Genomic DNA, 24,110 nt, shown 5'->3' on the forward strand with positions numbered 1-24,110 from the left:
CCGCCCTGCCGAATGGCGCTGCACATCAGGATAGGTGCGTCGCCGCTCCGGCTTAGCGAACCTCGCGCTTCAAACTGCCGCTGAGCACGCATAATACGCCCATCAAATCGGCATGGCGAATCGCCACCTGTGCTTTGTCATACACTTTCGGCTTGGCGTGGTAGGCGATGCCCAGGCCGGCCGCCTGCATCATTTTCACGTCGTTGGCACCATCGCCGATGGCCACGGTCTGCTGTAGCGGAATCTGCAGTTTTTCCGCCAACCGCAGCAGCGTCTCCGCCTTGTGTTGCGCATCCACGATCGGCCCCAGCACTTCGCCGGTGAGTTTGCCGTCTCGGATTTCCAGCTCGTTGGCCACCACCGCCGTCAGCTTCAGCTTGTCGCGCAGGTGTTCGGCATAATAGGTGAAGCCGCCAGAAGCAATGGCGACGTGCCAATCCAGCGCCTGCAATTTACGCACCAGACTGGTGAGGCCGGGCATCAGCGGCAGCGTTTCCAGCACCTGTTTAAGAATATTGGCATCGGCGCCCTTCAGCGTGCCGACGCGTTGACGCAAACTGGCGGTGAAGTCCAGTTCGCCGCGCATTGCGCGTTCGGTGACCGCCGAGACCTGCTCGCCCACGCCGGCCAGTTTGGCGATTTCATCGATACATTCAATCTCGATCGCCGTGGAATCCATATCCATCACCAACAAGCCCGGGGAGCGCAGATGCGGGATCTTGCCGAGCGGCGCGACGTCGAGGCCATTTTCCGCCGCCAGCGTTTTAGCGCGCGGCGTCAGGCTACCGGCCAGGCGCACCACCTGATAATCCTCTACGCACCAGGCGGTGACGATGACCATTGCCGCACCCAGCTTGCGCTGAAATTGGGTGATGCGCTCCTTGTCCAGCCGTCTGCCATACAGTAGCCAACCGGTGTGACCCGCCCGATAATCCAGCGGCATCACTTCGTCACCGCTCAGCGAAAGCGGAAGACCCGGCCATTGAGAGATCTCGGCCGGGAGATCGCAATAGGTCAGACTATTCGACATTATTAACTCCTGCAGGGGCACCAGTAGAAAAACGACGCATCAAGCTATCCTATCGTAGTTGGTTCTGGCAACATAAAGTGTCCCTGATCCCAAGGAAGCCGCATGGCTAAAGCTAAACTTAAATTCCGCCTGCATCGTACGGCTATCATACTGATTTGCCTGGCGCTGCTGGTATTGTTGATGCAGGGTGCTTCCTATTTTAGCCTCAGTCATCAATTGGCGCGTTCAGAACAGGTGGAAGAGCTGGCGCAAACCCTGACCAAACAGGTCGCCTTCAGCCTGGCACCGCTGCTCGACAGCGACGTCGACGACCAACGAATAGACGCGATACTGCAACAGCTGACCGACCATAGCCGCATTCTCGACGCCGGCGTCTATCTGCTGGACGGTTCGCTGGTGGCCCATGCCGGCGAAAACATCAGCGTGCGCGATCGGCTGTCGCTCGACGGCAAGCGCGCCGGCAGCTATTTCAATCATCAACTGGTCGCCATGATCCAAAGCAAGGATGGCCCGCTCGGCTTTCTGCGCGTAACGCTGGATACTCACGTGCTGGCGACCGAATCCAAACAGGTCGACAACACCACCAACCTGCTGCGGCTGATGATCCTGCTGGCGCTGGCCATTGGCATTATTCTGGCGCGCACCCTGCTGCAAGGGCGACGCAGTCGTTGGCAGCAGTCGCCTTATCTGCTCACCGCCAACAACCCACTGGAAGAAGGCAGCAGCGTAGAAGACGCGCCGGACGACAAGTCGAATAAAACCGGCGGCGGGTAACGCGGCTGTTCAGCGGCAATAGAATGCAAAAATGCCGGTCAGGATTAACTGACCGGCATTTTTCATGGCGGCGCTGTCAACCGCCGCAACGTCGATTTACGCTTTGTCGCCCAGCAGCACGGCTTCCAGCGCGATGACGATCATGTCGTTAAAGGTGGTCTGGCGTTCCGCCGCCGTCGTCGCTTCGTGACGCAGGATATGGTCGGAAACGGTGCAGATGGTCAGCGCCTTGCAGCCAAACTCTTCATACAGCTCCGCCGCCACGCCGTAGATACCGGCAGCTTCCATTTCCACGCCCAGAATGCCGTACTTTTTCATGACCTGGAACATGTCGGCATCTGGAGTGTAGAACAGATCGGCCGAGAAAATATTGCCCACGCGTGCCGGAATGCCCTGCGCCGCCGCCGCGTCTACCGCGTTGCGTACCATGTCGAAATCGGCAATGGCCGCGTAGTCGTGATCCTTAAAGCGCATGCGGTTGACCTTGGAGTCGGTACAGGCACCCATACCGATCACCACGTCACGCAGTTTGACATCGTCACGCACCGCGCCACACGATCCCACGCGGATGATTTTCTTCACGCCGAATTCCGCGATCAGTTCACGCGCATAGATGGAGCAGGACGGGATACCCATGCCATGGCCCATTACCGAGATTTTACGGCCCTTGTAAGTGCCGGTGAAGCCCAGCATGCCACGCACGTTATTGACTTCCACCGCGCCTTCCAGGAAGGTTTCGGCGATATATTTCGCACGCAGCGGATCGCCCGGCATCAGTACTACGTCAGCAAAATCACCCATCTCAGCATTAATATGCGGCGTTGCCATAATTATTTTCCTTCAAATCATCGTCATGAATAAAAATGCGCCGGGCACTAACCCGGCGCCAACAGGTGTTTAGAACATGGATTTGCCATATTCCATCGGCGACAGGCCAAAGTAGCTGGCAACGGTCTGGCCGATATCGGCGAAGGTTGCGCGATGGCCCAGCGAACCCGGCTTGATTTTCGGGCCGTACACCAGCACCGGAATGTGCTCACGGGTGTGGTCGGTGCCGCTCCAGGTCGGATCACAGCCGTGATCGGCGGTGAAGATAATCATATCGTCATCTTTCACCAGCTTCAGCAGCTCCGGCAGGCGGCGATCGAACAGCTCCAGCGCGGCGGCGTAGCCCGCCACGTCACGACGGTGACCGTAAGAGGAGTCGAAATCGACAAAGTTGGTGAACACAATGGTGTTGTCGCCGGCTTTTTCCATTTCGCTTACCGTGGCGTCAAACAGCGCATCGATACCGGTAGCCTTCACTTTTTGGGTAATGCCGACGTTGGCGTAGATATCGGCAATTTTACCGATCGACACCACTTCCCCGCCCTTCTCATCCACCAGCTTTTTCAGCACGGTCGGTGCCGGCGGCTCGACCGCCAGATCGTGACGATTGCCGGTACGCTGGAAGTTGCCCGGCTTATCGCCGATGAACGGCCGCGCGATCACCCGGCCAATGTTGTAGCCGCCTTCGGTCAGTTCTTCGCGGGCGATCTCGCACAGTTGGTACAAACGCTCCAGGCCAAAGGTCTCTTCGTGGCAGGCAATCTGGAACACCGAATCCGCCGAGGTATAGAAGATCGGCTTGCCGCTCTTCATGTGCTCTTCGCCAAGCTGATCGAGGATCACCGTGCCGGACGAATGGCAGTTGCCAAGGTAACCCGGCAGCTTGGCGCGCTCGACCAGTTTATCCAGCAGTTCCTGTGGGAAACTGTTGTGTTCGTCGCTGAAATAACCCCAGTCGAACAGTACCGGCACGCCGGCGATTTCCCAGTGGCCTGACGGCGTGTCCTTACCGGAGGACAGTTCGCTGGCATAGCCGTAAGCACCAATGATATTGGCGTTTTCATCCAGCCCCTGCGGGAAGCTGCCGGTGGACTCCTGCGCCGCCTTGCCCAGGCCGAGACGGCTCAGATTTGGCAGGGTCAACGGGCCGTTACGGCCGGTATTGGCCTCACCGCGCGCACAGGCTGCGGCAATGTGGCCAAGCGTATCGGAGCCTTTGTCGCCAAAACGTTCGGCATCTTCGCTTGCGCCGATGCCGAATGAGTCCAAAACCATAATAAACGTACGTTTCATGCTGTTCTCCTGCGTGATACCCGTTGTCTTTCGCGCTGCGGCGTGGTTGGCTGCGCGTTACTCGGCCCATCGCCGGGTCTTGCCCTGCCGGGGCCAAGCTTGGCTGATTGGCCACCCCGGGCACTTACCGAGTAAGTTCCAGAGCTGCCCGCCCTTGCCGCCTAGCCGCGGTGCGAAATCCATTGGGTATAGCTGGCAACCACAAAAATGGCGGTTGCCATCAATTCAATATAATAAGCCGACGTTATGCCGTAATGCGCTTGTATACCACCGGCGTGGTTTCTGCTGCCGTAGTCCCCAGCGTCATCGCGCTGCGCACCGCGTCTGCCGCATGCTGCCAGCTCTCTTCGTCGTTGGCATGGATCACCGCCAGCGGCCGCTGGGTATCGATGCTGTCGCCCAGACGCGCCATGTCGGTCAGGCCAACGCTGTAATCAATGCTGTCGGTTGCCCGGCGACGTCCGCCGCCCAACGTCACCACCGCCATGCCCAGCGCACGGGTGTCCATGGCGGTAACGATACCCGGCTGGTCGGCATACACCGGCTTGCTCATCATGGCAACCGGCAGATAGTGGTCGTAACGCTCGACGAAATCGCTCGGCCCCTGCTGCGCCGCAACCATGCGGCCGAAGATCTCTGCCGCCTTGCCGTTGTCCAGCACCGCGTGCAGCTTGGCGCGCGCGTCGGCGTCGTCCTGCGCCAACCCTCCCGACAGCAGCATTTCCACGCACAGCGCCAGCGTCACTTCCAGCAGGCGCGGATTGCGGTATTCGCCGGTCAGGAAACGTACCGCTTCGCGTACCTCAACCGCGTTGCCAGCGCTGGAAGCCAGGACCTGATTCATATCGGTCAGCAGTGCGGTAGTTTTGCAGCCGGCACCGTTGGCCACGCCAACGATCGCCTGCGCCAAATCTTCTGACAGCGCGTAGGTTGGCATAAAGGCGCCAGAACCGACCTTGACGTCCATTACCAACGCGTCCAGCCCTTCCGCCAGCTTTTTGGCGAGGATTGAGGCGGTAATCAGCGGAATCGAATCCACGGTGGCGGTGATGTCGCGGGTGGCATAGAACCGTTTATCCGCCGGAGCCAGCGAGCTGGTCTGGCCGATAATCGCCACACCGACGTCCTTGATGATTTTGCGAAACGCGTTGTCATCAGGGAAAATATTGAAGCCCGGAATGGCCTCCAGTTTATCCAGAGTACCGCCGGTATGGCCGAGGCCGCGACCGGAAATCATCGGCACGTAACCGCCACAAGCAGCCACCATCGGGCCGAGCATCAGCGACGTCACGTCGCCCACGCCGCCGGTGGAGTGTTTATCGACGATTGGCCCGTTCAACGACAGGCTTTTCCAGTCCAGCACCGTGCCGGAATCGCGCATCGCCATGGTCAGCGCGACGCGCTCCGCCATGCTCATGTCGTGGAAATAGATGGTCATCGCCAACGCGGCGATTTGCCCTTCGGACACCGAGTTGTCACGAACGCCATTGATGAAGAAACGAATTTCCTCTTCGCTCAACGGTTGTCCATCGCGTTTTTTACGTATTATCTCTTGAGCCAGGAACACAGCATCCCCCTGCGTAAATGTAGGGTCATCAACACCACCGCAGGCATGCCACGGTGGAAAATGTCATCAGTAGCCGCTGCCGGAAGCCTGGCCGTCATGGCCCAGCGTCGTCAGCAGACTCGCCAGCAGGCTGGAGGCGCCGAAGCGGAAATGGCGCGCATCAGCCCAGTCTTTGCCCATGATACGCTCGGCAAGTTGCAGATAATGCAGTGCGTCTTGCGCGGTACGCACCCCGCCGGCCGGTTTGAAACCGACCCGTGCGCCGACGCCCATGTCGCGAATTACCGACATCATCAGCTCGGCGCTTTCCAGCGTGGCGTTGACCGGGACTTTGCCGGTCGAGGTTTTAATAAAATCGGCACCGGCGTTGATGGCAATTTCGCTGGCCTGGCGGATCGTTGCGGCGTCTTTCAGCTCGCCGGTTTCAATAATCACCTTCAACAGCACGTTTGCCTGCTCGCAGGCCTGCTTGCACTGCTTGACCAGATCAAAACCGACCTGGGCATTACCGGCCATCAGCGCACGATACGGGAACACCACGTCAACCTCGTCGGCACCGTAGGCGATGGCCGCGCGGGTTTCGGCCAGCGCAATGTCGATGTCGTCATTGCCGTGCGGGAAGTTGGTGACGGTGGCGATGCGAATGTCCGGCGTGCCTTGTTCGCGCAGCGTTTTGCGGGCAATCGGGATAAAGCGCGGATAGATGCAAACGGCGGCGGTATGGCCAGCCGGGCTGTTGGCCTGACGACACAACGCGATCACTTTCTCGTCGGTGTCATCATCGTTCAGCGTGGTTAAATCCATTAAATTCAGCGCACGTTGCGCTGCGGCGGTTAATTCGGTCATAAAACTCTCCAACTGAGTATCTTGCCGTTGGCGAGCGGACTTGGTTCCATGAAGATAGCGCGGGGCAATGATTCCCCTCGCGGCAACTGAGATCCTTCTCACCGCAGATGTAATAGCTATTTGAACACGCCCCTGGAGGGAAAATCGTGTTCGGATTCACATTCTATGAAATAACACTGTAACAGGCCGGAATTATATGTGAAGAACATCACAAAAGAACGCGATATCGTTCACAAATTCGCTAAGGGTTCGTACCGGGATAACGGGCGCCCAACCGGACGCCCGTAACAGAGTTTAGCTTAAAGCGCCAGGAAGAACCCGGCGATTGTGGCGCTCATCAGGTTAGACAGCGTACCGGCCACTACCGCTTTCAGGCCAAAGCGCGCGATATCGTGACGTCGGCTCGGCGCCATGCTGCCCAGGCCACCCAACAGGATCGCCACCGAAGACAGGTTGGCAAAGCCGCACAGTGCAAACGAGATGATCGCTTTGGTATGCGCAGAAAGCACCTGCAAGCCTTCGGCAGCCACCACGGCGTCCGGGCGCAGATAGGCCCCGAAGTTCATGTAAGCGACAAATTCGTTGACGATAATCTTCTGGCCGATAAACGAACCGGCGGTCATCGCCTCATGCCACGGCACGCCGATCAGGAAAGCAAGCGGTGAGAAGATCCAGCCAAGAATCAGCTCCAGCGACAGCTGCGGATAGTCGAACCAGCCGCCGATTCCGCCAAGGATACCGTTCAGCAAGGCGATCAACGCAATGAACGCCAGCAGCATGGCACCGACGTTCAACGCCAGCTGCATGCCGGATGCCGCACCGGACGCTGCCGCGTCAATGACGTTGGCCGGGCGGTCGTCTTCAGCGATCAGCTTCATCGCATCGTCTTTATCGTGGGTTTTTTCCGTTTCCGGCACCATCAGCTTGGCAAACAGCAAGCCACCTGGCGCCGCCATAAACGAAGCGGCAATCAGGTATTCCAGCGGCACGCCCATCTGCGCATAACCCGCCAGCACCGAACCGGCCACTGAAGCCAGGCCGCCACACATGACGGTAAACAGTTCAGACTGGGTCATGGTGGCAATATAAGGACGCACCACCAGCGGCGCTTCGGTCTGGCCAACAAAGATATTGGCGGTTGCCGACAGTGATTCGGTGCGCGAGGTGCCGAGCAGTTTTTGCAGGCCACCGCCGAGCACCCGGATCACCAGTTGCATGATGCCCAGATAGTACAGCACCGCAATCAGCGAGGAGAAGAACACGATCACCGGCAACACCCGCAGGGCGAAGACAAAACCACCACCGCCGAACACCTCGAACATCTTGTCGGAAACCAGTCCGCCAAAAATAAAGGAAATGCCCTGATTGCCATAGGCTATCACGTTAGCCACGCCGGCCGACATGCCGCCGAGCACCGCGCGACCCACCGGCACATACAGCACCAGCGCGCCGATGGCGACCTGAAGAACAAATGCCCAGACAACGGTGCGCAGATTAATCGCGCGGCGGTTGCTGGAGAGCAGTACCGCAATCGCGATCAGCGCCGCCATGCCGACCAGGCTCATGATGAGTTGCATGTAAAGTATCCCTGTTGCGAATAAAGTAATACATCCCTGCCCAAGAGGAACACAGGGTTGCTTATGAATGTTTTCGGGGTGTGATTATACGGAGCGGGACAATACCCGCACCGATTCATATCACAAAAATATACAACCAGACGCAATGGAAAACATAATTACGTGATACTAATCACAGTTTAATCCTTCCGTCTAACGCCTACTCGCCAGGTCTGATTGGCTACAATGCCAGGTCCTTAATGCGCTTGTGGGTATTGGGAACGATCTCCGGTTGCGACTTGATATAGTCTACCACCGCTGCCGTCGCACCGCTGCCGGGAAGCGTTCTGAGATTACGCCCTTCGGCAAAGGCGCTGAAGCCATCTCCTCCCGTCGCCAGGAAAGAATTCACCACAATCGGATACCAGGCGTCATCCTTGAGCGGCTGCCCTTGCACCGTTAGCGAGACAATGCGCTGATTGAGCGGCTTGCGGCTATCGTATTCCATCTCGATACCTTTCGAGACTTGCAGAACGCCATTGGTCAGATTTGCCGCATGATTCATTAATGAAAGCAGGCATTGCCTTGTCGCCATGGCCTGACGTTGCAACAATAGCGGCTGATTGCTGAAATGGCCGGGATCGTAAAAAGTGCGCGCAACAATTGCTGGACTTCCCCCACATCCCCCTAGCCCCCCAACCTCCCTTTCCCTACAATAAGGGATCTGTTGAGGCATAACGCAAGGAAAGACGGTGTCGAAAGCCAATCCCAATGCCACCATCGTGGACATCGCCCGCCGTGCCAGGGTGACCAATATCACCGTTTCCCGTGCCTTCAATAAGCCCGAGCTGGTCAAGCCGGAAACCCGTGAACGCATTCACGCCATCGCCAAAGAGCTAAACTACGTGCCCAACGCCTTTGCGCAGGGGCTGAAGAGCAGTAGCAGCCAGATTATCGGTATTGTCACCAGCAGCATGTATAACCCGTTCTATTCCGGCCTGATCAAGACCGTGTCGCGCATTGCGCGCCAGCAGGGTTACCAGATCATGCTGTTCGACACCGATGGCAGCGAAGAGGCGGAAATGCGCGCCATTCAGGCGCTATTCGGCTACAAGGCGCGCGGTATCCTGCTATCGGCGGTGCGTGATGACAAACACTATCGTCCCGCCTACCTCGAACTGGCCGAGGTGTACGGCATCCCTCTTATTCTACTCGACCGCGATCTCTACGATCAGCAACTGAGCGGGGTATTCCTCGACAACCGCGAGATCGGCGTTCTCGCCGGCCGCTATCTGGCGGAGCAGCCGGAGAAGAAACTGCTGATTATCGGCGGCCCGGCCGACTCGGAGATCACGCTGACGCGTACCGCCGGCATCGTCGCCGCGCTGAAAGACCGCGGCCGTGAACTGCATATCATCAACGGCGACTACGATTTCATATCGCAGGAGAGCGAGGTCCGCGCCTATCTGGCCCAGCCGGAGAATCGCCCGGATTACATTATCGGCCTGAACGGCATTATCACGCTGGGCGCCATCGCCATCTGCCACGAAATGGGGCTCTATCAGCAGGTGAAGTTCTTCTCGATCGACGAACCGCCACGCGCCGGCGCTTACGGCCTGCACATTCCCGGGGTATATCACGATACGCAGAAGTTGGGGGAGATCGCCGCGGAACTGTTGTTCAGCGCGATCAACAGCCCGCGCGGAGAGCTGCCGGTGCGCAGAGAGTTCTTCACCGGCTCGCTGTTGAATCGCTGACCGGCGTTATTGCCCGTAATAGGCGCGTTTACCGTGCTTGCGCAGGAAGTGTTTATCCAGCAGCGCCGGCTGCATCGGGGCGATCGCCGGTGCCAGTTGGCGCGTCGCCATCGCCATCACCGCCACCTCTTCCAGCACCACCGCGTTGTGCAGCGCATCCGCCGCGTCCTTGCCCCAGGCGAACGGCCCGTGGGAATAGACCAATACCCCCGGCACCTGCTGCGGATCGCGCCCGTCTTGCTGGAAAGTCTCGACGATCACCTTACCGGTTTCCTGCTCGTAATCACCGGCGATCTCGGTCTCGCGCATCGGCCGGGTGCAGGGAATATCGCCGTAAAAATAGTCGGCGTGGGTGGTGCCGAGCGCCGGGATCGGCAGTCCGGCCTGCGCCCAGATGGTGGCGTTGCGGCTGTGGGTATGCACCACGCCGCCGATATCGCCAAAGGCGCGGTATAACGCCAGATGGGTCGCGGTATCGGACGAGGGTTTGCGATGTCCTTCCTGCACCTTGCCGTCCAGATCCACCACCACCAGATCCTCCAGCGTCATCGCGTCATAGGCGATGCCCGAAGGCTTGATCACCACCAGCCCGCGTTGGCGATCGATCGCCGAAACATTGCCCCAGGTAAAGGTCACCAGACCGTATTGCGGCAGGCTGAGATTGGCGGCCAGCACCTGTCGCTTGAGTTCGTTCAGCATGTGATTCCTCCACCGATCATCTGTTGTTCGATCCAGGACTTGGCCTGGGCGATGCGCTGTTTATCCTGCCCGTCTTCACGTGCCCACATCTCCAGCAGATAGGGGCCGCGATAGCCGAGCGCGTCAAGTACGGAAAAGGCGTGGGCGAAATCCACGCAGCCTTCGCCGAACGGCACGTCGCGAAACTGCCCGGCGCTGCCCGGACCGACCGCGATGGTGTCCTTGAGGTGGATAGCGGTGATGCTGCCGATGTCCAGCGCCAGCTCGGCGGCAATATCGTTGCCCCAGGCGCTGAGGTTGCCGAGATCGGGATACACCGTGAACCACGGGCTGTTGACATGGCGCGCAATGTCACGCCATTTGCTGATGCTGTTGATAAACGGCGTGTCCATCACTTCCACCGACAGCATCACCTGCGCCCTGCCGGCCTGCGCCACCGCCCACTGCATGCCCTCGATAAAGCGCGCACGGCTGTGGCGATCGGCGGGTTCGTAATAGACGTCGTAACCCGCCAGCTGGATGTTGCGGATACCGAGATCTACCGCCAGTTCCAGCGCCTTGCTCAGTAGCACCCGCGCCCGTTCACGGGTGGCCACGTCGGCACTGCCGAACGGATCGCGCCGGTGTGCCGACAGACACAGGCTCGGCACCGTCACCCCACTGTCGAGACGCGCCTGGATAAACGCCAGTCGCTGACTGCGATCCCAATCCAGGCGCTGCTGGCGCGCCGGCTGTTCGTCGATCGACATCTCCACAAAATCAAACCCCAGCTCCGCGGCGATCGCCAGCCGCTGCGGCCAGCTCAGATTGGCGGGCAGTGCTTTTTCATACAGCCCGAGACAGGCGACATTAGTTGTTTGCATCATTGACCTCATTCAAAGCCTGGGCGACCGCCAGATAGCGCGCCTGCTGGGCGCGCAGACGCCGATGGGCGGCGGGCGCGGGGTAAAAACAACGCAGCTTGGGCGGCGCGGCGGCGATCGCTTCGGCGAACCCGGCATACTCTCCGGCGCCAACCGCGGCGCACAGCGCGGCGGCACGGCAGCCGCTCTGGCGGCTTGCCACCACCTCGAGCGGCAGATTGCCAGCGTCGGCGTACATCTGCATCCAGACGTCGGACTGCGTCGGCCCGCCGGTCATGCGCACCCGTTCAATACGCGGGTTCAGTTGTACCATGCGCTGCTGATGGATCAGGTGCGAGAACACGATGCCCTGATAGATAGCCTGAACCACGTCCGCCATTTCATGATGAGCGCTCAGGCCGATCAGCCCGCCTGGCGTGTTGCCGCCAAGGTTGGAGCCGTACAGATAGGGCAGGAACAGCAGCTCGCTGGGTCGTTCGCAGCGCTCCGCCACCCAGGCATTGAACTGGGCATAGCGTTGCCGGTCGTCGGCGCAAAACTGGCGCAGAAACCAGGCCAGATTGCTGGCCGAGGTCGGGCTGCCTTCATGCACAAAATAGAGGCCGTCGATGCAGTAACGCCCCCAGGCGTAGGGATAGTCGGCAGGCAGCAGTTGCTCAGTCACGCAAGTGGCTATCGACCAGGTACCCGCCACCGCGCTGAGCGTGCGATCGTCGGCTACGCCGGAGCCGAGCGCCGCGCCCACCACGTCGAACAGGCCGCCGTATACCGCGGTGCCCGTCCGCAGGCCGCACTGCGCCGCCGCTCCAGCCGTCACTCGCCCGGCCAGTTGCGCCGAGCCAATCACCGGCGCGGTTTTCTCCACCGCCTCTTCGATGCCAAAAGCCACCATCAGCGCAGGATCGTAAGCACCGCTGTGCTGGTTAAACAGATTGCTGCCGGAAATGTTGGTCACCTCGGCCGCCGCCTCGCCGGTCAGGCGAAAGCGCAAATAGTCATGCGCCATCAAAATACGATCGACGGCGGCGTACTGCGCCGGTTGATGCTGCTTCAGCCAGCGCAGCAGCAGCGCCGGGTGGCTGGGCCACAGCGGCTGCAGACTACGCGGATAGGTCTGCGCGTCCACGCCGGCGCGCTGCAAGGCAGCCACCGTTTCCGCTGCGCGGTTGTCCGAAGAGAGGATGCCGTTGCCGACCGGCTTGCCGTGCCGGTCGATGGCGTACAGCCCTTTGCCGTGCGCCGAAAAGCCGACGCCGCGCACCTGGCCTGCATCCAGCGCCGCTGCGTGCAGCGTCTGGCGGATCGCAGCGCAAACGTCATCCCACAGCGCCTCCATATTGCGTTCGCAAAAGCCTGGCCGGGCGGCGATCGCCGCGCCGTCGCGTTCGGCTATCGCCAGTTCTTCACCGTCGGCCCGGTACAGCCCGGCCTTGATCACCGTGCCGCCGACGTCTATGCCAAGAAAAATGCCCATCACGCCCCCTATTTGCGCCGCACGGAACTGAGGTAGATGGCGGCCAGGATGATGCCGCCCTTCACCACGTTCTGGATATACGGCGACACGCTCATCAGATTGAGTCCATTGTTCAGCACCCCGAGCATCATAGCCCCCACCAGGGTGCCGACGATGGCTCCACGCCCGCCGGAGATCGCCGCCCCGCCGAGCACTACCGCGGCGATGGCGTCCAGCTCGAAGCCTTCGCCGGCGTTGGGCTGCCCGCTCATCAGGCGCGAGGTCAGCACCAGCCCGGCCAGCGCGGCGGTCAGGCCGCTGATGACGTACACCAGCATCTTGTAGCGCGGCACGCGGATGCCGCTCAGGCGCGCCGCCTCTTCGTTACCGCCCATCGCGTAGATATAGCGGCCGAACGGCAGCTGGTTCAGCATCAGCCAGGCCAGCAGGTACACGCCGAGCATGATCAGGATCGGCACCTGGATGCCCAGCACCGTGCCGCGGCCAAAGAAGGCGAAAATCTCGGGCAAACCGGAGATCGGGTAGCCGCCGGTGTACAGCAGCGCCAGACCGCGGGCGATCCCCATCGACGCCAGGGTGACGATGATCGGCGGCATGCGCAGATAGGCGATGCAGGCGCCGTTGGCCAGACCAAACAGTGCCCCGACCGCCAATGCCGCCACCATCGCCAACGGGATGGGGATCGCCGCCAGCATCAGCCCGGCGGCGACGGAGCCGGCCAGCGCCATTACCGGCCCGACCGAAAGATCAATACCGCCGGTGAGGATGGCGCAGGTCATGCCCACCGCGATGATGGCGTTGATCGACACCTGGCGCGCCACGTTGGTCAGGTTGTTGACGCTAAGAAAACTGTCGTTCAGCACGCTCATCAGCGCGAACAGGATCACGAAGCCGATAAACGGCAGCACCGCTGGGTGATGCAGCAGTTTTTCCCAGCGCTTGCCCAGGCTGGGAGCAGCGGCGCGGCGCGCCACGGCGGGTTGTTCAATTCCGATCATAATGCACTCCCGGTAGCGTGAAGCATGATGTGGTTGGATTCGATGTCGTCGCCGGTCAGTTCGGCGACGATGTGACCGCCGCGAAACACCAGCACGCGGTCGCACACGCCGATGATCTCCGGCAGTTCGGAGGAAATCATGATGATGGAGATACCCTGCTGGGTCAGTTGCTGCATCAGCTGGTAGATCTCGGCCTTGGCGCCCACGTCGATGCCGCGCGTCGGCTCGTCGAAGATCAAAATGTTGCAGTCGTTGTTAAGCCAGCGGGCGATCACCACCTTCTGCTGGTTGCCGCCGCTCAGGGTGCTGACGGCGGTATCCGCGCCCGGGGTTTTCACGCCCACGGCGTGGATCAGCCGCTGTACCACGTCGCGATCCTTGCTGGCGCTGACGAAGATCTTGCCGCGCCGATGATGCCGGTTAAGGGTGATGTTCTGCGCTACCGAGAACGGCAGCACCAGACCTTCGGTTTTGCGGCTCTCCGGCAGCAGACCGATGCCCTGTGCCAGCGCCTGCGCCGGAGAGTTCAGCGCCGCCGGCCGGCCGCCGAGGCTCACGCGTTTGCGGTGGCAGCGACTGGCGCCGATCAGCGCCGACACGGTCTCGGTGCGCCCGGAGCCTACCAGACCGGCGAAGCCAAGGATCTCGCCCTTATGCAGCCGGAACCGATCCGTTGCACCATGCTTCTCGCGCTGGATCTCCGCCTCCAGCAACAGCGTCGAGGTATCCACCGGGTGCTGTTTCAGCGGGAAGGCGTTTTCGATCTTGCGCCCGACCATCAGCCGTACCAGCTCTTCCACGTTGGTGTCACCGGTGGCCAGCGTCTCGATATAGCTGCCGTCGCGCAGCACGGTGATGCGATCGCAGATGGTGAAGATCTCATCCAGATGGTGCGAGATAAACACCATGCCAACCCCCAGCAGTCGCAGATCGTTCATCACGCTGAACAGGTGCTCGGCCTCGCCCGGGGTCAGCGTGGCGGTCGGTTCGTCCAGCACCAGCACGCGCGCGTCCAGCGACAGCGCCTTGGCGATCTCCACGAACTGCTGTTGCGCCACGCTCAACTGCTCTACCGGGCAGTCGAGATCGATATCCACCGTCAGCCGTTTGAAGATGGCTTCGGCCCTGCGCCGCATCGCACGTCGATCCAGCAGGCCCCAACGATTTTTGATCTCCCGGTTGAGAAAGATGTTGTCGATGGCGCTCATGTAGGGAATCAACGAGAATTCCTGAAAAATAATGCCGACGCCGGCCTCGATCGCCTGGCGATAGTTGCTAAAACGGCACTGCTGGCCGTCGATAAAAATGTCGCCCTCGTCCGGCTGATAAATGCCGCACATGATTTTCACCAGCGTCGATTTGCCGGCGCCGTTTTCGCCCAGTAAGGCGTGCACCTCGCCGCGTTGAATGGCGAGATCGATGCCGTCCAGCGCCTTCACGCCGGGAAAGCTCTTTTTAATCCGCTTCAATTCCAGTAAGGCTGTCACCGCAATACCCTCCGCGCCGAACGCCCCACCGCAGCGGGGCGAACCTGGCCACTGTTACCAGCTAAAGCCGGCCGCATTGCTGCGGTCGATAAGCTTCACCTTGACCGGCACGGTTTTCGGCACGGTGGCACCCCAGTAGCGAGCCAGCGCGATACCGAGCGCGATACGCAACTGGTCACGCGGGAACTGCGCCGAGGTGGCGATAAACGGTGAATTCGGTTTGAGGATCTCTTTGATGGCCTCCGGCTGGCCGTCGACGCTGACCAGTTTTACCTTGGCGCCATTGCTTTCAATCGCCGCCAGGGCGCCGAGCGCGCCAACGTCGTTAACGCTGAAGATGCCCGCCAGATCCGGTGCCGATTGCAGCATGTTTTCAGTCACGGTCAGCGCGGTGTCGCGCTCCTGCTTGCCGTTTTGCTTGGTGACAATCTTGATGTCGGGGTACTTCTTCATCGCCGCTTCAAAGCCGCGCACGCGCTCCAGGATCGGCACCACCGGGATGCCGTCAAGGATCGCCACCTTGCCTTTGCCACCCAGTGATTTCGCCAGGTATTCGCCCGCCTGGAAACCGGCGTCGTAGTTTTCCGAACCGACGAACGAGTCCAGGGGGCCGTCGGCCTGCGCGTCGATCGCCACCACCACCGCACCGGCTTTATGGGCGGAGATCACCGCCGACTGTACCCCCACCGAATCGGTCGGGTTGATCAGCAGGATATCCACCTTCTTCTGCAACATGTCCTCCACGTCGCCGATCTGCTTGGCGACATCGTGACGCGCATCGGCCACGTACACTTTGGCGCCGATATCAGCCGCTGCCTGATCCAGCGCCTGTTTCATGGTGACGAAATAGTCGTTGTTCATCTCCTGGAACGACATACCGATAGTGATCTGCTTGGCCAGCGCCACATGGCTGGCCGCCAACATTCCACCGGCGACGATAAAGGGTAAGGTCTTTTTGAAAAATGAAAACATAGCCAATTCTCCTGTAGGGTAGCGTTTTGTTGTGATTATCAGAGCAACAGCATGTCTTTACCTTTGGCCGACCGCCGGCCCATCCCTGCGAACGGGACGGTGGTCGTTACTGCAACAGCGGTACGGCGGCAACCTCAGGGAACCAGGATCACCTTGATGGAGTCGGTCGAATCCGCCAGAGCGAAAGCCTGATCCCAGTCGTTCAATGAATAGCTGTGAGTGACCACGCCGTTGGAGGTCACCAGTCCGCGCTCGAACAGATCGATGGCGATTTCATAGCTGTAGGGCGCCAGGTGCGCGCCGCGAATGTCCAGCTCCTTGCGGTCACCGATGATCGACCAGTCGACGGTGGTTTCCTTGCCGAACACGCTGAACTCCACGAAGCGGCCCAGCTTGCGGATCATCTGCAGCCCCTGGGTCACGCCGATCGGCGCGCCGGTGGCCTCGATATATACGTCACAGCCGTAGCCACCGGTCAGCGATTTGACGATGCTGTCAGCGTCTTCTTTCAGCGGGTTTATCACCAGGTCGGCGCCGAACTCTTTCGCCAGTGCCAACCGCTCGTCGATGGCGTCGATGACGATCAGTTTCTTAGGCGTCTTCAGGCGTGCCACCTGCACCATACATAGCCCGAGCGGCCCGGCGCCGGCCAGTACCACCACGTCATCCAGCTGAATGTCGCCACGCGCCACGGTGTGAATGGCGCAGGCCATCGGCTCAATCAGCACCGCGTCTTCATGGCTCAGGCTTTCCGGGATCTTGTGCACGATGGCGTTCTCGGAAAAGCGCATATACTCCGCCATGCCGCCTTCCGCCACGTCTTTCTGGAAGCCGTAAATATTGTGCGTTTCGCACATCCAGTAGCTGCCGGACTTGCAGTAGCGGCATTCCCAGCACGGCACGATCTGCTCGGCGATCACCCGTTCCCCAACCTTGTATTTGCCTTCAGCGCCCTCGCCCAACGCGGCAATACGCCCATAGAACTCATGCCCTGGCACTACCGGCGGTTTCACCCATGGATTCTCCCCCCAGAACATCTGCGCGCCGTTTTTGCATTTGCAGTCACCGGCGCAGATGCCGCAGCCTTCCACCTTGATCACCAGTTCGCGTGCCTTCGGCAACGGCGTAGGCACCTGTTCGAAACGATAATCCTGCGGGCCGTGGCAAACGACCGCGCGCATTTTTTCCGGCAACTGGCTCATGTCTTCCTCCAATGTATTTGTTAACAGCTTGAATTCTCTTAATGTTGACGTTGTCATTTTTATCCAACAAAAAACGAACAACGTTATAAACCTATAAATTTCAATAAATTAATCATCACGAACACCGAAAACTCAAAATGACAACGTGAACATAGAGCAACATATAACCAAAGCTGTAAAAATAATTATTTGAGCAAAATCACATATCGTTAACATTAAGCTTAAAAATGCTACAAATCCGGATCGCGATCCCATTCTGCTGCATCATCGATCCGTTCGGATCCACTGATTTCAAGCCGGCACCGGCAATGGCAAATCCGGCAAACTGCCAGCCGCAACGCGCACGCATTCGGCCGCCGGGCAGCGTGTGAAGAGAATGGTGGGGCCAACAGCAACGGGAAATCAGGCGGGGGGATCGATAAAAGTCTTCAAGCCACTGGCATAAACAGGCTATCAGCGTTGTGTTGCAGCTGGGCGGCAATTTCGTCGGCTGACTCGGGACGCAGCTGACACAGCACCTCAAATACCTTGGCGGCGCGCTCCGGCCGATTGGGCTGCCCCTGATAGCCGGCTAACGGCATATCCGGTGCGTCGGTTTCCAGCAGCAGCGAGGTCAGCGGCAATTGCGCCATCACCGCCCGGGTTTTTTGCGCCCGCTCATAGCTGATGGTACCGCCGACGCCAATACGGTAGCCCAGGCGGATAAACGCCTGCGCCTGCGACAAACTGCCGGCAAAGCCGTGTACCACGCCACAACGCGGCACATCGGTGCGGCGCAATGTCGCGGCCAGCACATCGTGGCTGCGGCGCGAATGCAGGATCACGGGTAAATCATGCCGTTTTGCCAGTTTAAGCTGGGCAGTCAGCAACTGCTGCTGCCGCTTGAACTGCGGCGCTTCCATGTACAGATCGAGACCGATTTCACCAACGGCCACCAGTGTGTCCGGTTTGCCAGCCAATAACGCCGCCAGCTGTTCCAGCTGTTGGTCGTGGTGCTGTGCGACATACAGCGGATGCAGCCCGAGCGCGGCATACAGCGGTGGATAGTCCTTGGCCAATTGCAGTACCCGCGCGAAACGATCGGCGGTGACCGTCGGTACGATAATACGCTGCACTCCGGCAGCCGCGGCACGTTGCAGGCTTTCTGCCTCATTGCCGGCAAACGGCGGGAAGTCGAAATGGCAATGGGTATCGGTAAAACAGTGGCTCATGGCGCCTCTCCACCGCCACTCGGCTGGCCGTGTGGCAAGACGATCTGCGGCTGCGCTTCCGCTTGGCTACCGGTTACCGCAATGGACGAATGAACCGCCTCGGTGACGATCGGCGACGGCATCGCCACGCTGTCCGGCTGAATTAAACGGCGCGACAGCGGAGTTTTCACCTTGATACCGTCGTGTTTCTCCTGTGTCAGCAGCCAGTGGCCGACCGTGGCCAGGAAGTAACGCCCGCAGCGCCGCCCCAGATGGTAATCGCGATTCAACGCCGCAACCTTGCTGCCCAGCGCATTGCTGGCCAACGGTTTCGGCGGGAAGATTTCGAAGATACGCAAGTCGCTCGGCGGCTTTTCAATAAACTGCTGAATGCGGTGATAGCTCTGCTCATGATGCTGCATCACCCGTACCATCTGTTGCAGGCTGCTTTCACTCAGCCACTGCTCCATGCGCTTCACCCACTGCGGCGTATAATACATTTGCGATGGCACGGTGCGGATCACCACGATGGTATCGGCGCCGCGGCGATAGGCTTCCTCCACCGGAATGGCATCGCTGATGCCGCCATCCTGATAGCTGATGCCGTCCAGCTCTACGCCCAGGCGGTAAAAACCGGGGATCGCGCTGGACGCCTTGATCGCCGGCAACCAGCTGTCACGCTGCGCCGGTAGATAGGTGGGCTCAAAGTTGTCGCTGCGGCAGGCACACATCAGAAATTCCCGTCCGTCGATCAGCTGCTTTTCGGCAACGTCCATCGCCAGCGGCAATTGCTGCGAGGTAATGTCGACCAGCCAGTCGAGATCGATCAGATGCCCGCCGCGCACGAAACGCAGCGGGTTAAAGAAATTGGAGGTGGTGGTGTAGCGGGTGATGACCCTGCGCGCGTAGCCCAACTGCCCACAGACAAAGGCCGACAGGTTTTGTGCCCCCGCAGAGGTGCCGATCATCAGCTCAAAAGGGTTAAAGCGGGCCCGCTGGAATTCGTCCAGCACGCCGGCGGTGAAAATACCGCGCTGCCCGCCCCCTTCACATACCAGCGCCATTTTACCGGGCCGGTATGGTTTATACGCCAGTGGCTCTATATTGCCGAGCGTGATGGGTATTCTGTATCCCAACCCGATATCCTCAATGTGGTGTTTTGACTGAGGATACCTCTTCTTGCCCTCTTCCGTAATCTTCTTGCAGTACACCAGAAAGGCAGTCATTGCTCCCCGCCAGCCATGCGCAATCGCTGCCGGAGAAATCGGCCCAGGCCTGCCAGACCTGGCCTTTCAGCTGTTTCCAGCGTCCGAGAATAATATCGCTGTTCATGACTTGCCTCCCTACTGCAAGAAAAGGACTTAAGCTTTGTTACAATTTGAGAGCAGGCTAAGGACGTCGGCGACCGGTAAACAGGCTCACCAGGAACAGGATGATGCCGACAACAAAGACGATTTTAGCCGCCCAGGCAGCGGTCCCTGCCAGCGTACCAAACCCCAGCGCAGCGGCAATCAGTGCAATAACTAAAAAGATAATGCCCCAACGAAACATAAGCCTCTCCTTACCATAGTGAAAAAACGCATCACAGCCTGCCGGTTGCCCAAACAGGCAACGTAAAACCAGGCCGCGGGTTATTCTATTTTTGTGGTACTTCCCGGGCTGTTGCCCGGGAATTGATGCTTGCTGTTACCGGTATTGCGATTACGGTTTTACTACCAGATCGTTCTTGACGCTCTTCACGCCATCAATTGCCTTGGCAATGCTTTCGGCACGATCGGACTGCGCCTGTGACTTCACTTCACCAGAAAGCTGAACCACGCCGTCGGTGGTTTCTACTTTCACATTGCGTGAAGGCACGATATCGTCTGCCAGCAATTTGGCTTTCAGTTCGCTGGTGGTTGCAGTATCACCCGCGTAAGATTTAACAGACTGTTTATCTTCATCTTTCACGTGCAGCTTGTCGCTGACGGATTTTACGCCCTCAACTTTACCGGCCACCTCAACCGCATGCTCGGCCTGTGCCTGGCTGCCGACGAAACCACTCAGCGTCACTACACCCTGTTCCGTTTTCACGGAAATATCGGTGCTTTTGATGCTGTCATCGTCTACCAGTGCACTTTTAACTTTAGCCGTTGTTGCGCTGTCATCCATGTAGCCGTCGACTTTTTTCATGGAGCTATCGATTTTGGCGCCAGTGCTGTCAGCTGCGCTGTTTGCTTTATTGAGCAGCGTATCTTCAGCCAGAGCACTACCACTAACCAGAACGGAACCCAACACGACAGCCATCAGCGAATGTGCAAACTTGGTCTTTTTCATCGATCTCTTCCTTTTGTTGTGAATCCAAACCTACTGCGGATTCTTCCGCCACGACATGATGTGGCTCACTCATGAATACTTCACGTTATCTATTCGATCGGTAGTTCATGTCAGGACTCTTGCAACCGCCGTGCCAATCCTTTAACCGCCATATAAATCAATAAGATAATTAAATACGCTCAAAAAACACGCCGATTACTGTCGCTTATAAACGACAACTTTGCCCGACCGTGGTGACAGTATTGATAACTTACTGATATTTAACAGTTCACATTGTCTCTGATTGGCAACACTACCGAATAACACGCTACCGATCGTACAAATACCAGTGATTTTCGCTTTAAGCGAGGCAAATACACCCTGTTAAATATAGACCATTGGCCGGAGTTTGCCGGTAAAGGCGGAAGATTCTGAAGCGGCTAAAATGCCGGAACTGATGAGGAGGGTTAACGAATAAAGCAAGCTTACGGCCTGGCGCGAGAGCCAGGCCGTGGACGAGATTAATGCTCGCGCGTCTTGCGGAAGGTCACATCCGGGTAACGTTCTTGCGTCAGGTTGAGGTTAACCATGGTAGGTGCGATATACGACAGGTTGTCGCCGCCGTCCAATGCCAGGTTCTGCTCGTTCTTGCGCTTGAATTCCTCGAATTTCTTCACGTCGGCGCATTCAACCCAGCGCGCGGTAGAGACGTTAACCGATTCGTACAGCGCTTCTACGTTGTATTCGGTCTTCAGACGCGCTACCACCACGTCAAACTGCAGTACGCCGACCGCGCCAACGATCAGATCGTTGTTGGCTATCGGGCGGAACACCTGTACTGCACCTTCCTCAGACAGCTGTACCAGCCCCTTCAGCAACTGTTTCTGCTTCAGCGGATCGCGCAGGCGAATGCGACGGAACAGTTCCGGTGCAAAGTTAGGGATACCGGTAAACTTCATGTCTTCACCCTGGGTGAAGGTATCGCCAATTTGAATGGTACCGTGGTTGTGCAGGCCGATGATGTCGCCCGGATAGGCTTCTTCAACGTGCGAACGGTCACCTGCCATAAAGGTCAGCGCGTCGGAAATCACCACGTCTTTACCGGTACGCACCTGGCGCAACTTCATGCCTTTCTCGTAGCGGCCGGAAACCACGCGCATGAACGCCACGCGGTCACGGTGTTTCGGATCCATATTGGCCTGGATCTTAAACACGAAGCCGGTGAATTTTTCTTCGGCTGCCACCACCTCGCGGGTGTCGGTTTTACGCGGCATCGGCGCCGGCGCCCAGGCCACCAGACCGTCGAGCATATGGTCAACGCCAAAGTTACCCAGCGCAGTACCAAAGAATACCGGTGTCAGTTCACCGGCCAGGAACGCCTCCTGCTCGAACTCGTGCGATGCGCCCTGCACCAGCTCCAGTTCTTCACGCAGTTGGGCCGCCAGGTCTTCACCGACCGCAGCATCCAGATCCGGGTTGTTCAACCCTTTGATCATCCGCACTTCCTGAATGGTATGGCCTTTACCGGTCTGATAAAGATAGGTTTCGTCTTTATACAGGTGGTAAACCCCTTTAAACAGCTTGCCGCAGCCGATAGGCCAGGTGATTGGCGAACAGGCGATCTTCAGCTCGCGTTCGACCTCGTCCATCACTTCCATTGGGTCGCGAATATCACGGTCGAGCTTGTTCATAAAGGTCAGGATCGGCGTATCGCGCAGACGGGTCACTTCCATCAGCTTGCGGGTACGATCCTCTACGCCTTTTGCGGCGTCGATCACCATCAGACAGCAGTCCACCGCGGTCAGGGTACGGTAGGTATCTTCCGAGAAGTCCTCGTGCCCAGGGGTGTCCAGCAGGTTGACCAGGCTGTCGCGGTACGGGAACTGCATCACCGAGGTGGTGATCGAAATACCACGCTGCTTTTCCATTTCCATCCAGTCGGATTTGGCGTGCTGGCTGGAGCCACGCCCCTTGACCGTACCGGCGGTCTGGATAGCCTGTCCGAACAGCAGCACCTTTTCGGTAATGGTGGTTTTACCGGCATCGGGGTGCGAAATGATGGCGAAGGTTCTTCTTTTTGAGACTTCGCGGGCGAATTCACTAGGAGACATGTTTTTCACGTTTCTACGGTTAGTCCGCCCTGCATCATCGGAACGCGCCAATCGCGGCGCCAGGCAAAGCGGTGATAAAAAGATAATAGCCGGTCATTTTCGCTGATTTGGCAACCGGTGACAATCAATGGATGCCGCAGCGCCGGATTAATTGGTCAATGCAGACGGAAGTCTGGAGCTAACGCGCCCAATGCCGGCGATCACCCCAACGGCAGCGCCATCACGATGGCGTCTTCCCGGCCGTCGGCGCTGGGATAATAGTTGCGGCGCACGGTAACTTCGTTGAAGCCAAGGCGATGGTAAAGCGCGATTGCGCCGGCATTGGAGGCACGTACCTCCAGCCACAGCGTCAGAATGCCACGGCTTTCCAGCTGCGCGATCAGCGCATCCAGCAGCGCGCGGCCAAAGCCTCGGCGTTGCCATTGCGGATCGATGGCGATATTGAACAACGTCGCTTCGTCGAGCACCACCTGGGTGATGGCAAAGCCCGCCATCTGTCCGGCGGTTTCCAGTTTAAGATTGAGATAGCGTTCACCCTGATTGCTGGCGAGCGTGGCTTCGCTCCAGGGAAAGGCATGACTGGCCTGTTCAATCGTCAAGGCGGTGGCCAGATCGGCCGTCGTCAGGGAAGAAATGGTGTTCATAATGACAAATCTGCTGCCAGAGTGCGCGTTTGGCACTCGCGTCTAAAGAAAGCTCGGCCAACGCCGGGCTGGATAACTGCGCACCGGCTAGCGCAAGCGGCTCCGCAATGCCCAGCCGCCAACTGTTGCATTCGCTATCGTCCGGCAGCATCGCCGCCTGTTCCGGCGTCAGGCAGTAGGCCTGCGCCGGGGTCAGACCCAGGCTGCGCAGCACGTCGCAAAACAGCGGATCGCCGGCCTCTGGCAAAAGGGAGGCTACCACCACCAGTCGAGCTTCCGCCGGCAAATGGACCGCCACTTCGCCTTGCAACACCCCCGGGCGGCGCAATGTCCACTGCGTAATACCCAGTTGTTGTAACAGCCAGTCGCGTTGAGATGCCATGCCGATTCCTGTAGGGAGCTACCGTTAATGCGCGTTGCGCGCCATATGCTAACAAACCCGCGCGGCCAACGCACCTGCGGCTTGTAACAAGACGGGTATAAATTATCACCGCAACGCTCTATAATCGCCGGCTTAATCTTGA

The 24,110-nt window shown here is 58.9% G+C and carries 24 protein-coding genes; 2 read left to right on the forward strand and 22 right to left on the reverse strand.

Features of this window, described 5'->3' with window-relative positions; translation table 11 throughout:
- Positions 1-52 precede the first annotated feature (52 nt).
- Positions 53-1,030: a phosphoserine phosphatase gene (serB, locus tag NYE85_RS01065; RefSeq protein ID WP_259002489.1), complete on the reverse strand. Its 978-nt coding sequence runs from the start codon at positions 1,028-1,030 to the stop codon at positions 53-55.
- Positions 1,031-1,132: 102 nt separating this feature from the next.
- On the opposite strand from serB, the gene NYE85_RS01070 reads away from it, so the two are divergent.
- On the forward strand, positions 1,133-1,804 hold the full coding sequence (locus tag NYE85_RS01070; RefSeq protein WP_259002490.1) for a YtjB family periplasmic protein: 672 nt from the start codon (positions 1,133-1,135) through the stop codon (positions 1,802-1,804).
- Positions 1,805-1,900: 96 nt separating this feature from the next.
- Here NYE85_RS01070 and deoD read toward each other — a convergent pair whose 3' ends face one another.
- The 6 genes from deoD to NYE85_RS01100 form a co-directional block, all read right to left on the reverse strand.
- Complete coding sequence (gene deoD / locus NYE85_RS01075) at positions 1,901-2,632, reverse strand: purine-nucleoside phosphorylase (RefSeq protein ID WP_004955532.1); 732 nt, start codon at positions 2,630-2,632, stop codon at positions 1,901-1,903.
- 69 nt (positions 2,633-2,701) lie between these two features.
- On the reverse strand, positions 2,702-3,925 hold the full coding sequence (deoB, locus tag NYE85_RS01080; protein WP_259002491.1) for a phosphopentomutase: 1,224 nt from the start codon (positions 3,923-3,925) through the stop codon (positions 2,702-2,704).
- Positions 3,926-4,169: 244 nt separating this feature from the next.
- Positions 4,170-5,492, reverse strand: coding sequence for a thymidine phosphorylase (deoA, locus tag NYE85_RS01085; RefSeq protein WP_259002492.1), 1,323 nt, complete (start codon positions 5,490-5,492; stop codon positions 4,170-4,172).
- A 66-nt stretch (positions 5,493-5,558) separates the two neighbouring features.
- Complete coding sequence (gene deoC, locus NYE85_RS01090; RefSeq protein WP_259002493.1) at positions 5,559-6,338, reverse strand: deoxyribose-phosphate aldolase; 780 nt, start codon at positions 6,336-6,338, stop codon at positions 5,559-5,561.
- Between the two features lie 299 nt (positions 6,339-6,637).
- Positions 6,638-7,915 carry a NupC/NupG family nucleoside CNT transporter gene (locus NYE85_RS01095; RefSeq protein WP_259002494.1) on the reverse strand — a complete coding sequence of 426 codons (1,278 nt, stop codon included), beginning with the start codon at positions 7,913-7,915 and terminating at the stop codon, positions 6,638-6,640.
- Positions 7,916-8,135: 220 nt separating this feature from the next.
- Entirely contained in the window at positions 8,136-8,459 is a 324-nt protein-coding gene (locus NYE85_RS01100) for a 5'-nucleotidase C-terminal domain-containing protein (RefSeq protein ID WP_259002495.1), read from the reverse strand.
- 187 nt (positions 8,460-8,646) lie between these two features.
- Between NYE85_RS01100 and NYE85_RS01105 the strand changes: the two genes are divergently transcribed.
- Positions 8,647-9,651 (forward strand): LacI family DNA-binding transcriptional regulator, encoded by a 1,005-nt coding sequence (locus NYE85_RS01105; protein WP_259002496.1) that lies wholly within the window; start codon positions 8,647-8,649, stop codon positions 9,649-9,651.
- A gap of 6 nt (positions 9,652-9,657) precedes the next feature.
- Here the strand turns inward: NYE85_RS01105 and araD are convergent, their stop codons facing one another.
- From araD to NYE85_RS01180, 15 genes are all read right to left on the reverse strand, one after another.
- Positions 9,658-10,350, reverse strand: a complete 693-nt coding sequence (gene araD, locus NYE85_RS01110) for an L-ribulose-5-phosphate 4-epimerase (RefSeq protein ID WP_259002497.1) — start codon at positions 10,348-10,350, stop codon at positions 9,658-9,660.
- On the reverse strand, positions 10,344-11,213 hold the full coding sequence (locus NYE85_RS01115; RefSeq protein WP_259002498.1) for an L-ribulose-5-phosphate 3-epimerase: 870 nt from the start codon (positions 11,211-11,213) through the stop codon (positions 10,344-10,346). Before NYE85_RS01115 ends, araD begins: the two co-directional genes overlap by 7 nt.
- Positions 11,200-12,687 carry an FGGY-family carbohydrate kinase gene (locus NYE85_RS01120; RefSeq protein WP_259002499.1) on the reverse strand — a complete coding sequence of 496 codons (1,488 nt, stop codon included), beginning with the start codon at positions 12,685-12,687 and terminating at the stop codon, positions 11,200-11,202. The genes NYE85_RS01115 and NYE85_RS01120 overlap by 14 nt, the downstream gene beginning before the upstream one ends.
- Positions 12,688-12,695: 8 nt before the next feature.
- Positions 12,696-13,685 carry an ABC transporter permease gene (locus NYE85_RS01125; RefSeq protein ID WP_259002500.1) on the reverse strand — a complete coding sequence of 330 codons (990 nt, stop codon included), beginning with the start codon at positions 13,683-13,685 and terminating at the stop codon, positions 12,696-12,698.
- The gene (locus NYE85_RS01130; protein WP_259002501.1) at positions 13,682-15,172 is read right to left on the reverse strand and encodes a sugar ABC transporter ATP-binding protein; all 1,491 of its coding nucleotides are present in this window, start codon (positions 15,170-15,172) and stop codon (positions 13,682-13,684) included. Before NYE85_RS01130 ends, NYE85_RS01125 begins: the two co-directional genes overlap by 4 nt.
- A gap of 54 nt (positions 15,173-15,226) precedes the next feature.
- Positions 15,227-16,144: an ABC transporter substrate-binding protein gene (locus NYE85_RS01135; protein WP_004955564.1), complete on the reverse strand. Its 918-nt coding sequence runs from the start codon at positions 16,142-16,144 to the stop codon at positions 15,227-15,229.
- 134 nt (positions 16,145-16,278) lie between these two features.
- Entirely contained in the window at positions 16,279-17,346 is a 1,068-nt protein-coding gene (locus tag NYE85_RS01140; protein ID WP_259002502.1) for a zinc-binding dehydrogenase, read from the reverse strand.
- A gap of 428 nt (positions 17,347-17,774) precedes the next feature.
- Positions 17,775-18,557: a TatD family hydrolase gene (locus tag NYE85_RS01145; protein WP_259002503.1), complete on the reverse strand. Its 783-nt coding sequence runs from the start codon at positions 18,555-18,557 to the stop codon at positions 17,775-17,777.
- A complete protein-coding gene (locus NYE85_RS01150) occupies positions 18,554-19,672 on the reverse strand; it encodes a patatin family protein (RefSeq protein ID WP_259002504.1) in 1,119 nt (372 codons plus the stop codon). The genes NYE85_RS01145 and NYE85_RS01150 overlap by 4 nt, the downstream gene beginning before the upstream one ends.
- A gap of 10 nt (positions 19,673-19,682) precedes the next feature.
- The gene (locus NYE85_RS01155; RefSeq protein ID WP_259002505.1) at positions 19,683-19,868 is read right to left on the reverse strand and encodes a stress-response protein; all 186 of its coding nucleotides are present in this window, start codon (positions 19,866-19,868) and stop codon (positions 19,683-19,685) included.
- Positions 19,869-19,925: 57 nt separating this feature from the next.
- Complete coding sequence (locus NYE85_RS01160; RefSeq protein WP_004955572.1) at positions 19,926-20,087, reverse strand: DUF1328 domain-containing protein; 162 nt, start codon at positions 20,085-20,087, stop codon at positions 19,926-19,928.
- Between the two features lie 150 nt (positions 20,088-20,237).
- Positions 20,238-20,852 (reverse strand): molecular chaperone OsmY, encoded by a 615-nt coding sequence (osmY, locus tag NYE85_RS01165; RefSeq protein ID WP_259002506.1) that lies wholly within the window; start codon positions 20,850-20,852, stop codon positions 20,238-20,240.
- Positions 20,853-21,352: 500 nt separating this feature from the next.
- Positions 21,353-22,942 carry a peptide chain release factor 3 gene (prfC, locus tag NYE85_RS01170; RefSeq protein WP_004955577.1) on the reverse strand — a complete coding sequence of 530 codons (1,590 nt, stop codon included), beginning with the start codon at positions 22,940-22,942 and terminating at the stop codon, positions 21,353-21,355.
- A 200-nt stretch (positions 22,943-23,142) separates the two neighbouring features.
- The gene (gene rimI / locus NYE85_RS01175; RefSeq protein ID WP_259002507.1) at positions 23,143-23,586 is read right to left on the reverse strand and encodes a ribosomal protein S18-alanine N-acetyltransferase; all 444 of its coding nucleotides are present in this window, start codon (positions 23,584-23,586) and stop codon (positions 23,143-23,145) included.
- On the reverse strand, positions 23,531-23,968 hold the full coding sequence (locus NYE85_RS01180) for a DNA polymerase III subunit psi (protein WP_259002508.1): 438 nt from the start codon (positions 23,966-23,968) through the stop codon (positions 23,531-23,533). The genes rimI and NYE85_RS01180 overlap by 56 nt, the downstream gene beginning before the upstream one ends.
- Between the last annotated feature and the right edge of the window lie 142 nt (positions 23,969-24,110).

It is taken from the genome of Serratia sp. AKBS12 (assembly GCF_024793895.1).
Taxonomy (GTDB): domain Bacteria; phylum Pseudomonadota; class Gammaproteobacteria; order Enterobacterales; family Enterobacteriaceae; genus Serratia_F.

What these genes read in the sequence shown, in the direction of transcription:
- NYE85_RS01070 (WP_259002490.1), top strand. Translation starts at nt 1,133, where the DNA reads ATGGCTAAAGCTAAACTTAAATTCCGCCTGCATCGTACGGCTATCATA.
- NYE85_RS01135 (WP_004955564.1), bottom strand. Translation starts at nt 16,144, where the DNA reads ATGTTTTCATTTTTCAAAAAGACCTTACCCTTTATCGTCGCCGGTGGA.
- serB (WP_259002489.1), bottom strand. Translation starts at nt 1,030, where the DNA reads ATGTCGAATAGTCTGACCTATTGCGATCTCCCGGCCGAGATCTCTCAA.
- araD (WP_259002497.1), bottom strand. Translation starts at nt 10,350, where the DNA reads ATGCTGAACGAACTCAAGCGACAGGTGCTGGCCGCCAATCTCAGCCTG.
- deoB (WP_259002491.1), bottom strand. Translation starts at nt 3,925, where the DNA reads ATGAAACGTACGTTTATTATGGTTTTGGACTCATTCGGCATCGGCGCA.
- rimI (WP_259002507.1), bottom strand. Translation starts at nt 23,586, where the DNA reads ATGAACACCATTTCTTCCCTGACGACGGCCGATCTGGCCACCGCCTTG.
- prfC (WP_004955577.1), bottom strand. Translation starts at nt 22,942, where the DNA reads ATGTCTCCTAGTGAATTCGCCCGCGAAGTCTCAAAAAGAAGAACCTTC.
- NYE85_RS01160 (WP_004955572.1), bottom strand. Translation starts at nt 20,087, where the DNA reads ATGTTTCGTTGGGGCATTATCTTTTTAGTTATTGCACTGATTGCCGCT.
- osmY (WP_259002506.1), bottom strand. Translation starts at nt 20,852, where the DNA reads ATGAAAAAGACCAAGTTTGCACATTCGCTGATGGCTGTCGTGTTGGGT.
- NYE85_RS01095 (WP_259002494.1), bottom strand. Translation starts at nt 7,915, where the DNA reads ATGCAACTCATCATGAGCCTGGTCGGCATGGCGGCGCTGATCGCGATT.
- NYE85_RS01155 (WP_259002505.1), bottom strand. Translation starts at nt 19,868, where the DNA reads ATGAACAGCGATATTATTCTCGGACGCTGGAAACAGCTGAAAGGCCAG.
- NYE85_RS01180 (WP_259002508.1), bottom strand. Translation starts at nt 23,968, where the DNA reads ATGGCATCTCAACGCGACTGGCTGTTACAACAACTGGGTATTACGCAG.
- NYE85_RS01100 (WP_259002495.1), bottom strand. Translation starts at nt 8,459, where the DNA reads ATGAATCATGCGGCAAATCTGACCAATGGCGTTCTGCAAGTCTCGAAA.
- NYE85_RS01120 (WP_259002499.1), bottom strand. Translation starts at nt 12,687, where the DNA reads ATGGGCATTTTTCTTGGCATAGACGTCGGCGGCACGGTGATCAAGGCC.
- deoC (WP_259002493.1), bottom strand. Translation starts at nt 6,338, where the DNA reads ATGACCGAATTAACCGCCGCAGCGCAACGTGCGCTGAATTTAATGGAT.
- NYE85_RS01140 (WP_259002502.1), bottom strand. Translation starts at nt 17,346, where the DNA reads ATGAGCCAGTTGCCGGAAAAAATGCGCGCGGTCGTTTGCCACGGCCCG.
- NYE85_RS01145 (WP_259002503.1), bottom strand. Translation starts at nt 18,557, where the DNA reads ATGAGCCACTGTTTTACCGATACCCATTGCCATTTCGACTTCCCGCCG.
- NYE85_RS01125 (WP_259002500.1), bottom strand. Translation starts at nt 13,685, where the DNA reads ATGATCGGAATTGAACAACCCGCCGTGGCGCGCCGCGCCGCTGCTCCC.
- NYE85_RS01115 (WP_259002498.1), bottom strand. Translation starts at nt 11,213, where the DNA reads ATGCAAACAACTAATGTCGCCTGTCTCGGGCTGTATGAAAAAGCACTG.
- deoD (WP_004955532.1), bottom strand. Translation starts at nt 2,632, where the DNA reads ATGGCAACGCCGCATATTAATGCTGAGATGGGTGATTTTGCTGACGTA.